This window comes from Ectobacillus panaciterrae DSM 19096, assembly GCF_000430785.1.
GTDB classification, from domain to species: Bacteria; Bacillota; Bacilli; order Bacillales; family Bacillaceae_G; genus Ectobacillus; species Ectobacillus panaciterrae.
Genome location: NZ_AUMR01000052.1, coordinates 28,957 through 39,785, shown reverse-complemented (window position 1 = coordinate 39,785; position 10,829 = coordinate 28,957). Strand labels below are relative to the sequence as shown.

Here is a 10,829-nt window from a genome sequence, read left to right as displayed (position 1 = left end):
ATTCCTCCTACCATTAAACAGAAACGAGAAGCGATTCTTCGTACCGTTCGAACATTTGGCAAATGGATCCGCATCAATCGAATCTATCTAGAAGATGTTTATATCGATGTGCGTGCTCTGACAGAAGGATGCAAGCCATCCAATTGGCAATATCAGAAGAGCAACCGTCTGGATGAAAACTTACGGAAGGCAACCCTGCTTCGTGACAACTATGCATGTCAAATGTGTGGAAAGAACGGGTGCCGTTTAGAAGCGCATCACATTCATCCTAAACGATTACAAGGTGCTGACAGCATTTATAATCTCATCACCCTGTGTCAGGCCTGTCATCAGGATGTGACAAACAAAGAACTGGATTATAAGGAAGCTTTATATGCCAAAATCAACGGAAGACAAGTGTATACAAGAGATGCGCAGCATGTGATGCAAGGGAAACAGTATTTGCGTGAGGAGTTAGAAGGTATTGCGCCTGTTTTTCTTACAACAGGCGGGGACACAGCCAATAAACGAATCGACTGGGATATTCCCAAGTCACATAGTAATGACGCCATTGTCATTACCGGTCTAAAGGTAAAATCTACGCAATGTGAGATAAAGGATTGGCTCATCAAGCCCCTGCGAAGAAGGAGCCGGGCAAGGAGGGAAGAAGTGTCTGGATTCCGTCATCGTGATGTTGTACGTTATACGAAACGAAATGGAGAAACATATGACGCATATATCACAGCTCTCTATCCGGAGAAAAGGCAATGTAATATGACCACGACAGATGGTAAGATTCTAAAGCGTTATGGATTGAAACCTGTAACGTTAATCTGGAGGTTTCAAAACATATATTGGTTCTAAAAAATAAAATGAGAGAGGAGGACTGGTTGACTTGAGATGGTTTTATATGTTTTTATACATTTCAAATTAACCAGGGAAACCATGATACACGAGAAAAAAGATAAGTTTCCGGCAAACTTTTTATGGGGCTCTGCTTCTGCAGCCTATCAAGTAGAGGGAGCGTGGGATAAGGACGGAAAGGGTCCTTCTGTATGGGATGTTTACACGAAGGTTCCGGGAACGACGTACGAGAATACAAATGGCGACGTAGCAGTCGATCACTATAATCGTTATAAAGAAGATGTTGCGCTCATGGCGGAAATGGGACTGAAAGCATACCGCTTTTCCGTCGCCTGGAGCCGCATTTATCCGGAAGGAAGAGGAGAAGTAAACGAAAAAGGACTACAGTTTTACGACGATTTAATTAATGAGCTATTGAAGTACGGTATTGAACCGATTATCACGCTGTACCATTGGGATGTTCCGCAAGCGTTGCTGGATGCATACGGCGCATGGGAGTCCCGTGAAATCATTGAAGACTTCAATCAATACTGCATCACTGTGTATAAGCGCTACGGCGATCGCGTGAAATATTGGGTTACATTGAACGAACAAAACATATTTATAGGATTAGGGTACCGTTCAGGTATTCATCCGCCCGGAGTTAAAGATTTAAAGCGCATGTATGAAGCGAATCATATCGCGAATCTCGCCAATGCGAAAGCGATTCAATCCTTCAGAAAGTACGTGCCGGACGGTAAAATCGGACCGAGCTTTGCCTATTCGCCGAACTATGCGTTGACATGCTGTCCTAATGATGTATTAGCATTTGAAAACGCAGAAGACCTAAGCAACAATTGGTGGATGGATGTGTACGCTTGGGGCAAGTATCCAAAAGCTGCTTGGAATTATTTAGAAAAGAACGGGTTAATACCAACTGTTCATGAGGGAGATTTTGAATTGCTTGCAGCTGGGAAGCCAGATTTTATGGGTGTAAACTATTATCGTACGACAACTGTGGAAATGAATCCTTTGGACGGTGTCGGTGAAGCGAAAATGAACACAACGGGTAAAAAGGGAACAACAAAGGAAAGCGGCGTGCCGGGCGTCTATAAAACGAAGCGTAATCCGCATCTGGAAGCGACGAACTGGGACTGGGAAATCGACCCGCAAGGCCTTCGCGTCGGCATGCGCCGCATCGAGAGCCGTTACGGCTTGCCGATTTTGATTACGGAAAATGGTCTCGGTGAATTCGATAAACTTGAAGAGGACGAAGCAATCAACGACGATTACCGCATCGCATATTTGCGCGCGCATATCGAAGCATGTCAAGATGCCATCAGCGACGGCGTGGAACTGCTTGGATACTGCACATGGTCGTTCACGGACTTGTTGAGTTGGCTAAACGGCTATCAAAAACGATACGGATTCGTGTATGTGGACCGTGACGAGCACGACGAAAAGGAACTGCGCAGATTGAAAAAGAAAAGCTTTTATTGGTATAAAAATGTCATTGCGACAAACGGTGAGCAACTATAGATTTCCAGTATAGGGGCGAAGGGAATGAAGCGGTATATCTCTTTTGATATCGGCGGCACGGATATTAAATACGCGGTTTTGGATGAGACGGGAACTTTCCTCGATAAAGGAAAGTTTCCTTCCGACCGAAATAGCGGACAAACGATCCTGGACGGCTTAATTGAAAAGGCGAAAGAGTATGAAAATCTGGCCGGCGTCGCTCTCAGCGTGCCAGGCTTCGTGAACTGCTTCAGCGGCTATATCGAATTCGGCGGATCCATCGAGGATTTTAACGGATTCAACATCAAAGAGTATCTGGAAGAAAAACTGAACCTTCCCGTGAGCGCCGAAAATGATGTGAACTGTGTGGCTCTCGCTGAAAAATGGAAAGGAAACGCGCAAAACGAAACGGACTTTCTCTGTATGACAATTGGAACCGGAGTGGGCGGAGCTTGTTATTTAAACGACAAGCTGTATCGCGGATCCTCCTTTATGGCAGGGGAGTTCGGCTTCATGATTACGCAAGGGCTGCAAAACAACACAACGAACGAAAACATCCTGAGCCGTACGGGTTCAATGCTGAGTTTACGTGAGAAGTATGCGAAGTATAAAGGATTGTCCGTTGAACAAGTAACGGGACTAGACGTATTTCAAGCATATGAAGCGGGAGATCCGCACGCCCGTCATGAAATGAACCTGTTTTTTGACAGCTTATCTATTGCCATCTACAATCTTTTCTTCATCCTGAATCCAAATAAAATTTTGCTTGGCGGTGCGGTAAGTCAGCGTGATGATTTATTTACGGAGTTGGAATGGCGGGTAAAACGATTAGATACGTTCGGTAAAAATATTCCGGTTGAACGCTGCTATTTCATGAATGATGCCGGTGTATTGGGAGCGTTGTATCATCACTTGCAGCTGTATCCGGTAGAAGCAGGGAAATAAGAGTATGGACCTCGCATGTAATGTGCGGGTTTTTTTTAGTGGGGAGATATCATCCGGAGACGTGCAGAAGCGGTTCAACCTTTGTAGTGGTTCATGCAAGGGCAAACCAGAGAGAAGAAGCATACAATATTCCCTTTTGGTTGCACATAGCACATAGAAATGTCAAAATTATAGTTCACTCATATATAATTTTCTTCCAATCGGAAAATAAATAGTGTGAAAATCGGGAAAGAGAAGCAGAGGATTTCATGTTGGTTTGTTCGGCAGTTAAAAGTGAATCTATAAAAAAACAGGTTGCAGTACGCTGCAACCTGTTTTTTCATTTGTTATTTTACGCCTATCGCGTCAAAAGCTTGTTTTACAGATGCTACTTCCGCTGAGCTGGAACCGTATAGATCAGCCGCAGCTTGCACAAGCGAAGCGCGCGCTTGGCTGAACGTGGCGGAAGACGTGAGATAGGACGTGTTGGCGCGGTAGAAGATGGCGCCCATTTTGTCCCGGCCTACGCCGGAAACGTTCACGCCGTAGTGAGTGCCTCCTTCAGCCAGCAAATAGGCTGCCTTATTGATGATACCGCTGTTTGTATGAACGCCGCCGTTATCCTGTGAGCCTGTATAGCGCTTGGAATAGTGATCCGGATCGCCGTATTTTGCAGGATCGCTCATGGAGCGAAGAGCATCGCCTGAAGTTCTAGGCGTGTAAATATCCTCACCAATCTCATAATCTGGTTTATTATTATTATAAAATTCTACCAGTGTTCCGAAAATATCAGAAAGTGCTTCGTTTAAGGCGCCTGATTCATTTTGATAAATCAGGTTGGAGGACTTTTCAGTTACCGCATGCGTCAGTTCATGCGCAACAACGTCAAGTCCGCCGGAAAGGGCTATGAATGTCATTCCGTCACCGTCGCCGTATACCATTTGCGAACCGTCCCAGAAGGCGTTGTTATAGCTTATACTGTAGTGAACAGTCGACTTTAAGGCAGCGCCTTTATTATCATAGGAGTTTCGGTTAAACACATTTTTGTAGTAGTCATATACTTTACCTGCGTAGAAATGAGCGTCTACGGCTGCTTTGTCATAAGAGGCATTTAAAACAGCGTCTGAATCCGCCCATAGCATCCCCGGAAGACGCGTTCTGTTTCGGGCATTATATGTAAAGACGCCTTGACCTCTCGTATTATCCTGAAGGTAATAAATGGAACCAGATTTTGTCATGTTCAGTGTTTTCTTATCGCCAAGCACCCCTGTTCCTGTGCCGGTTGCGTTCGTGCCAGTTGCAGTATCGATTTTATTGAATTTGTTCAGAACCTTGCCTGTGGCCGCTTCAATGAAATATTCATAGTTCCCAGGTTCCGGGCTGAGGAAATGCAGGTTTACATGATATGCGTATACAGCTTCTGAGCCGTTTGCGTATACGACTAACTCCGTTGCCGGCTTTGTGTCATAGTCTGGTGTAAATCCTAAATCCTGCTCGGCAATCGCGATGGCCTTCTGCGCTCCGACGCCGTTGTTCTTTACTTTTAACGCCTCTTTCTTGTCCAAATCTCCTACCGCTGTACCTGAAACAACAGTCAGCACGCCCTTATCGTTCACGTGAGCCACTTGTGTGGAACCCCATACAGGAACACCGTTAAACACTTGCTGGAGATGCATGATAGTCGTGTTTCGCTGATCCTTCTCTGTGCGAATCAATTGGAATGAATGTTCTGCTGGTTCTCCAAGCTTGTATTCTTCTTTCTTTTGATTGAAGTAGTCCATCACGATTGCTTCAGGCGGTTTTGCAGAAGGAGAAGTGAGTTGACCGGAAACGAATTCCGGAGTCCCAATTGTTTCATTGAATTTTTTTGTAGAGAGTACATTAGGTGCAAGGTTTGAAGAAGAGTCAGCAGCAAAAACAGCAGATCCCATCATGCTTAGAGCAAGTCCCATCGCAACTGTAAAGCGTATATGTTTCTTTTTCACTCATAAGCCTCCTGAAATATGTAATATACGGCAAGATTATCTTATGCTGCAAGTAGATAAATAAAGATGAAAACAATTCTATGATTTTATACAAATAACGATAGAATTAGCGGTAAAGAGAGAGAAGCCTGTACAGAAGTTTGCTTTTTTTTGCAGAAAGATAGCGACAGATAGAGAATGAAAAACAGAATCGCGATATAGCGATTCTGTTATTTGTGCAGAATGGGGTCCGCCCCAACGCCAGCAAATATCTACATCATTCCATCGATGTACCTTTCTTCTTTTCGCTAAATCGTTGCCATAGCAACCGAACGATTAGCAAGATCGCAAAAGATAATACTTCTTCTAGGATATGTGAATAATCTGAAGAGAGAACAATCTTACGGGCGAGCGCAAGTAAGACAATGCTCATCAGACGATTCGGCGAAAGAGTTCGAAATAACTCCAGAAGCTCATAGACGACTAGTATAGAAAATATATCATCTACAATGGGATGATAATCAGTAAGTATGGATTCTGGCTGGAAAATGAGTTTGCTCCACTTTATGGTGAACCCAATAATACCCAAAACCAGCACAGACAAAAAGATTACAACAATTGCCCGTTGTACGAATAATAGTGTCTTCTTTGCTGCACTAATTAACAAATTTTTGTCCATGTTACATCCCATGCTGCACATAGCCAGAGTGTTACTGCCTTGCGCCCCTTCACAAATGTTTTAATGTATTTTTCCCTTTTGCTCCGTTTTGCTATTAGTGTATGCCAGTTTTTTCTGAAAAATATTGTATAGTAAAATTGAAAATTTTGCAGGATAAGTAAAAGACACGGCGAATGTATATAGAGTTTATGAGAAAGTCGCCGTGCATGAAAAATGTATATGTCTATGGTAAAATAGGACATAAAGAAGAAGTGGGTGAAACAATGACAGTAACATTTTATACATATCCGAAATGCGGAACGTGCCAAAAGGCAAAGAAATGGTTAGATGTGAACAACGTTGCGTATGAAACTGTTCACCTTGTGGAGGCGCCGCCGTCTAAAGAGGAATTGAAGCAGCTGCATGCAAACAGCGAATTGGAGCTGAAAAAGTTTTTTAACACAAGCGGCATGAAATACCGTGAGCTTGGATTAAAGGATAAACTGAAAGCGATGAGTGAAGATGAGATGCTGGAATTGCTCGCGTCTGACGGCATGCTGATTAAGCGGCCGATCGTCACGGATAACAGTAAAGTAACAGCAGGCTTCAACGAAGAACAATTTGCAAAGATGTGGTTATAATACAGGAGAAGTACCAATTAGGTATTTACATAATATTACATTCATATGGAGGGGACTTACATGAGCATTCCTAAAGAATTACGCTATTCAGAAGAACACGAATGGTTAAAAGTTGACGGCAACAAAGTGGTTATCGGTATTACAGATTTCGCACAGCACGAGCTTGGCGATATCGTATTCGTGGAGCTTCCAGAAGCTGGCGCAGAGGTGAAAGCGAACGAGCCGTTTGGCAGCGTTGAGTCTGTAAAAACAGTTTCTGAGCTATATGCACCTGTAAGCGGCAAGGTTTTAGAAGTGAACACTGAATTAGGCGACAGCCCTGAGCTTGTAAACGAATCTCCGTACGAAAAAGCATGGATGATTGTAGTAGAAGCTTCCGACGCGAGCGAAATCGAAAACTTAATGTCTGCAGAGCAATACGAAGAAATGACAAATCAAGATTAATGAAGAAGAGACAGCTCCCATAGCTGTCTCTTTTTTTGTCAGTACAACAAATACCGTTTGCGGATTTCCAAAAAACCTTCCAATTCACTCTGCCACTTCGTTTCCATTTCTTCTAAAGATTTGCCTTCGTTGATGCCTTGGCGAATCCAGCCGTTGCCTGCAAGCTGATCGAAGAAGGAAATACCGCTGAAAGTATTTTGGATATAAGGGAAATTTTGCGATTAGTTTATCAAATGTTATTGCGTAATTCAAAGTATTCTTCATGAAATTTCATTTCTATTATAATAAGAAGTAAGTCATAGTAGTTTAAAAAGAAAAGGGAAATTTAATAAAAAAAAGCTCCATTGGATTTGCATTGCAAAAAACAAACAGGAAACAACACGTAAAGAAAGAATATACTATATACTAAAGTTGTATTATAGTCCAAATAGTCAGGTGATGCCCAATGACAGAAGTGGAAAAAGTGATAATTGTGGAAGGGAAATCCGACAAGAAAAAGATTGAAACGCTTATCAAGGAGCCGGTGGCAATTGTGTGCACAAATGGCACGATCAGCTTATCGAAACTTGACGAGATGATTGAGCAATTTTTTGATAAAGAAGTATATATACTCGTAGATGCAGATGAGTCTGGCGAGAAGCTTCGTAAACAATTTAAGCGTGAGTTTCCGCAGGCCGAGCATTTATACATCGATCGGGCGTACCGGGAAGTAGCTACTGCTCCTGTGCAGCATCTGGCGAGTGTGTTATTAGGAGCGGACATTGACATTTATACAGAATATTTGTAGCAAGGATGGGTAAAATGGTTGATTTGACAGGAAACGAAGTTATCGAGCGAGTAAAACATGATGAACTGACTGTTGTATATGTATACACGCCGCTTTGCGGGACGTGCCAAGTAGCCAAGAAAATGCTAACAGTCACAGAAGCAGCTTTGCCGAATTTGCATATTGGCATGATTGATTTAAATTATGCACCGCACTTGGCGGCAGATTATGAAATTGAAAGTGTTCCGTGCTTGCTTGTATTTCAGCGTGGCGAAATAATAAAACGAATTTATGCATTTCAGTCTGTAGAGTATTTGTATTATGAGCTGAAGCCCCTTGTGTCGTAATTATACCTCGACATATTTCTTGGGAAATATAGGAGACTGACACAGCATTTGTCGAGCGAATATACAAGGAACACCTCGTACAAAAGTGGAAAATATATAGCAATCATTGTACGGGAGTGATTGAGATGAAGCTCTACCCTTCGTTAGCGGCTTTTGTTCACTATGCAAATACACAGGACCATGTAATTCCTTTGCTTCCTATTCAAGAAAGAATTGTATGCGTGCAGTTTCGTGAAGAGTGCTGTACGCTTCGTCTTTCGAGACAAGGCTTACAAGTCTCGAAAGAAATGTACGGAACGGATATACTGCATTTGAAAGAAGAGGAAGACTTGCAACAGCTTGTAACGGGAGCGGTCCGGCTGCAGGTATTGCTGCGAAGAAGAAGAGGAGAGTATAAGGGAACGTATCGAACTCTTCTTTTGCTGGAATCTTTATTCCACATATGCAAGCCTTTTGAAATGGGAGCGTAGTTCTAAAAAGTGCAAATGCTGCACTTTTTTTTTTTGAAAGATAAATGATAGTAATGAAAAGAATCTATATATTAAGTGAATAAAAAATCGTCTTTTGATAGTGGGGCGAGATCATCCGGCGACATGCAGAAGCGGTTAAATCTTTGTAGCGGTTCATGCAAGGGTAAACCAGAGAGAAGAAGCATACCATACTCCCTTTTGGTTGCACGTAGCACATGGACATGTCGAATAATTCACTCATATATAAAAAATATTATTTTTTTGTTGACATTATAATCCGTGATTGGTAGAATTCAAAACATGTAATGCAACATTATTCATATACAATAAATCAGGCAAACGTGTCTGATTTTCTCTTATCAAGAGAGGTGGAGGGACTGCGCCCTGTGAAGCCCGGCAACCGTCAACAAATGTTGAAATGGTGCCAATTCCTGCAAAGCGAATGCTTTGAGAGATGAGAGAAAGGCTTCTTGACGACTGTTCAAAACCTTTCTGCTCATGCGCAGAAAGGTTTTTTTTATGTAATGAACAAGCTGCGGCGAGCAGCTGTTGTAACTCGATATTTATAATCTAAGCGAGGTGAAAAGTCATGATTTTACTGGAAAAGGTTCAAAAAATTTATCGTGCTAAGCATGGCGATGTAGCGGCTGTGCAGGATGCAAATTTAGAAATTCGTCAAGGTGAAATTTTTGGGATTATCGGATACAGCGGGGCGGGAAAAAGTTCGTTAATTCGTATGCTGAATCAGCTTGAAAAGCCGACGTCCGGCCGCATCACAATCGGAGGCCGTGTCATTTCAGCAATTACTGGAAAAGAATTGCGGGAAGCACGTCAAGAAATAGGCATGATTTTTCAGCACTTTAATCTGCTTTGGTCACGTACAGTTCGTGAAAACATTGCATTTCCTTTAGAAATTGCGGGAGTAAGAAAGGAAGAGCGTCAAGAGCGCGTAGATGAATTGATTCGTCTCGTTGGATTGGAAGGAAGAGAAGATGCCTATCCATCTCAGCTGAGCGGCGGACAGAAGCAGCGTGTCGGGATTGCTCGTGCGCTTGCTAACGATCCGAAGGTGTTGTTGTGCGATGAAGCAACGTCGGCGCTTGACCCGGAAACAACGGATCAAATTTTAGATTTATTGCTTGATATCAACGCGCGTCTCGGTTTAACGATTGTCCTGATTACACATGAAATGCATGTAATCCAAAAGATTTGTGATCGCGTGGCAGTCATGGAAAAGGGAAGCATTGTGGAAATGGGTGATGTTTTGGAGGTGTTCCGTAATCCGAAGCAAGAAATTACGAAGCGCTTCGTGAAGAAAATTACCGACTCTATAGATACAAACGAAGCGATTGAACATTTGACTGAGAAGTATCCAAGCGGTCAAGTAGTGCGATTGAAGTTTATCGGAGAATCTATTGAGCAGCCGTTTATTTATGAGTTGATCCGCAAGAGCAATATCGAAGTGAATATTTTGCAAGGGAAAATTTCACAAACACCGAATGGCTCATACGGCAATTTAATTGTACAACTGAACGGTCCTGCAGAAGAAATTGAAAAGGCGATTTCCTTTATGGAGCAGCAGCAGGTAGAGATGGAGGTGATTGCACATGCATAATTTATTTCCTAATGTAGATTGGACAGCGATGGGACAAGCGGTATGGGAAACGTTGTACATGACAATTATCTCCGCAGCTGCGACATTTGTTCTTGGATTATTGTTAGGGCTGTTATTATTTATGACTTCTAAGGACAACCTATGGGAGAACAAAGCAGTGAATAAGGTAATTGGAGCATTTGTGAATATTTTTCGTTCTATTCCATTCATCATCCTGATTATCTTATTGATTCCATTCACAAAGCTCCTTGTCGGTACAATGCTGGGCGTAAATGCGGCACTTCCTGCTTTGATTATAGGAGCGGCTCCTTTTTATGGCCGTTTGGTAGAAATTGCGCTTCGTGAGATTGATAAAGGCGTAGTCGAAGCTGCAAAAGCAATGGGAGCTACAACAAGTACAATCATTTTTAAAGTATTAATTCTAGAATCACTGCCTGCACTTGTTTCAGGTATTACGGTTACAACTATCGCGCTTGTCGGTTATACTGCCATGGCAGGTGTTGTCGGAGCCGGCGGGCTTGGAACATTAGCCTATTTAGAAGGGTTTCAGCGCTCGAATAACGATATTACATTCGTAGCAACTGTACTTGTTCTTATCATTGTCTTTATTATGCAATGGATAGGGGATATGATTACCACTCGAATCGATAAACGATAAAA

General features: G+C 42.6%; 13 protein-coding genes and 1 riboswitch. Of the genes, 10 read left to right on the top strand and 3 right to left on the bottom strand.

What is annotated here, in order from left to right; genetic code table 11:
* The 3 genes from H540_RS0113660 to H540_RS0113650 form a co-directional block, all read left to right on the top strand.
* A partial coding sequence (locus H540_RS0113660; RefSeq protein ID WP_028401156.1) for an HNH endonuclease occupies positions 1-843 on the top strand: 843 nt, incomplete at its 5' end.
* Between the two features lie 81 nt (positions 844-924).
* Entirely contained in the window at positions 925-2,361 is a 1,437-nt protein-coding gene (locus tag H540_RS0113655) for a glycoside hydrolase family 1 protein (protein WP_028401155.1), read from the top strand.
* A gap of 24 nt (positions 2,362-2,385) precedes the next feature.
* Complete coding sequence (locus tag H540_RS0113650) at positions 2,386-3,285, top strand: ROK family protein (protein ID WP_028401154.1); 900 nt, start codon at positions 2,386-2,388, stop codon at positions 3,283-3,285.
* 326 nt (positions 3,286-3,611) lie between these two features.
* Here the strand turns inward: H540_RS0113650 and H540_RS0113645 are convergent, their stop codons facing one another.
* Together H540_RS0113645 and H540_RS0113640 are read right to left on the bottom strand one after the other, a co-directional pair.
* Positions 3,612-5,249, bottom strand: coding sequence for a M4 family metallopeptidase (locus tag H540_RS0113645; protein WP_028401153.1), 1,638 nt, complete (start codon positions 5,247-5,249; stop codon positions 3,612-3,614).
* A gap of 256 nt (positions 5,250-5,505) precedes the next feature.
* Positions 5,506-5,907, bottom strand: a complete 402-nt coding sequence (locus H540_RS0113640) for a hypothetical protein (RefSeq protein WP_155891021.1) — start codon at positions 5,905-5,907, stop codon at positions 5,506-5,508.
* 263 nt (positions 5,908-6,170) lie between these two features.
* Here H540_RS0113640 and H540_RS0113635 point away from each other — a divergent pair, with 263 nt between their 5' ends.
* Positions 6,171-6,527, top strand: a complete 357-nt coding sequence (locus H540_RS0113635; protein WP_028401151.1) for an arsenate reductase family protein — start codon at positions 6,171-6,173, stop codon at positions 6,525-6,527.
* A gap of 60 nt (positions 6,528-6,587) precedes the next feature.
* Positions 6,588-6,971 carry a glycine cleavage system protein GcvH gene (gene gcvH / locus H540_RS0113630; protein WP_028401150.1) on the top strand — a complete coding sequence of 128 codons (384 nt, stop codon included), beginning with the start codon at positions 6,588-6,590 and terminating at the stop codon, positions 6,969-6,971.
* Between the two features lie 38 nt (positions 6,972-7,009).
* On the opposite strand, the gene H540_RS34615 is transcribed toward gcvH, so the two are convergent.
* Positions 7,010-7,153, bottom strand: coding sequence for an exo-beta-N-acetylmuramidase NamZ domain-containing protein (locus tag H540_RS34615; RefSeq protein WP_281172505.1), 144 nt, complete (start codon positions 7,151-7,153; stop codon positions 7,010-7,012).
* Between the two features lie 263 nt (positions 7,154-7,416).
* Between H540_RS34615 and H540_RS0113625 the strand changes: the two genes are divergently transcribed.
* The 5 genes from H540_RS0113625 (at position 7,417) to H540_RS0113605 (ending at position 10,827) form a co-directional block, all read left to right on the top strand.
* Positions 7,417-7,758: a toprim domain-containing protein gene (locus H540_RS0113625; RefSeq protein WP_028401149.1), complete on the top strand. Its 342-nt coding sequence runs from the start codon at positions 7,417-7,419 to the stop codon at positions 7,756-7,758.
* A 14-nt stretch (positions 7,759-7,772) separates the two neighbouring features.
* On the top strand, positions 7,773-8,084 hold the full coding sequence (locus tag H540_RS0113620; protein WP_028401148.1) for a thioredoxin family protein: 312 nt from the start codon (positions 7,773-7,775) through the stop codon (positions 8,082-8,084).
* A gap of 125 nt (positions 8,085-8,209) precedes the next feature.
* On the top strand, positions 8,210-8,554 hold the full coding sequence (locus tag H540_RS0113615) for a hypothetical protein (RefSeq protein WP_028401147.1): 345 nt from the start codon (positions 8,210-8,212) through the stop codon (positions 8,552-8,554).
* 353 nt (positions 8,555-8,907) lie between these two features.
* Positions 8,908-9,015, top strand: a riboswitch (SAM riboswitch).
* A 128-nt stretch (positions 9,016-9,143) separates the two neighbouring features.
* Positions 9,144-10,169 (top strand): methionine ABC transporter ATP-binding protein, encoded by a 1,026-nt coding sequence (locus H540_RS0113610; RefSeq protein ID WP_028401146.1) that lies wholly within the window; start codon positions 9,144-9,146, stop codon positions 10,167-10,169.
* Positions 10,162-10,827, top strand: coding sequence for a methionine ABC transporter permease (locus tag H540_RS0113605; protein ID WP_028401145.1), 666 nt, complete (start codon positions 10,162-10,164; stop codon positions 10,825-10,827). The genes H540_RS0113610 and H540_RS0113605 overlap by 8 nt, the downstream gene beginning before the upstream one ends.
* Positions 10,828-10,829 lie beyond the last annotated feature (2 nt).

Bases quoted from the DNA above. Each gene is read 5' to 3' on its own strand.
- H540_RS0113655 (WP_028401155.1), top strand. From the start codon at position 925: ATGATACACGAGAAAAAAGATAAGTTTCCGGCAAACTTTTTATGGGGC.
- H540_RS0113650 (WP_028401154.1), top strand. From the start codon at position 2,386: ATGAAGCGGTATATCTCTTTTGATATCGGCGGCACGGATATTAAATAC.
- H540_RS0113640 (WP_155891021.1), bottom strand. From the start codon at position 5,907: ATGGACAAAAATTTGTTAATTAGTGCAGCAAAGAAGACACTATTATTC.
- H540_RS0113635 (WP_028401151.1), top strand. From the start codon at position 6,171: ATGACAGTAACATTTTATACATATCCGAAATGCGGAACGTGCCAAAAG.
- gcvH (WP_028401150.1), top strand. From the start codon at position 6,588: ATGAGCATTCCTAAAGAATTACGCTATTCAGAAGAACACGAATGGTTA.
- H540_RS0113625 (WP_028401149.1), top strand. From the start codon at position 7,417: ATGACAGAAGTGGAAAAAGTGATAATTGTGGAAGGGAAATCCGACAAG.
- H540_RS0113620 (WP_028401148.1), top strand. From the start codon at position 7,773: ATGGTTGATTTGACAGGAAACGAAGTTATCGAGCGAGTAAAACATGAT.
- H540_RS0113615 (WP_028401147.1), top strand. From the start codon at position 8,210: ATGAAGCTCTACCCTTCGTTAGCGGCTTTTGTTCACTATGCAAATACA.
- H540_RS0113610 (WP_028401146.1), top strand. From the start codon at position 9,144: ATGATTTTACTGGAAAAGGTTCAAAAAATTTATCGTGCTAAGCATGGC.
- H540_RS0113605 (WP_028401145.1), top strand. From the start codon at position 10,162: ATGCATAATTTATTTCCTAATGTAGATTGGACAGCGATGGGACAAGCG.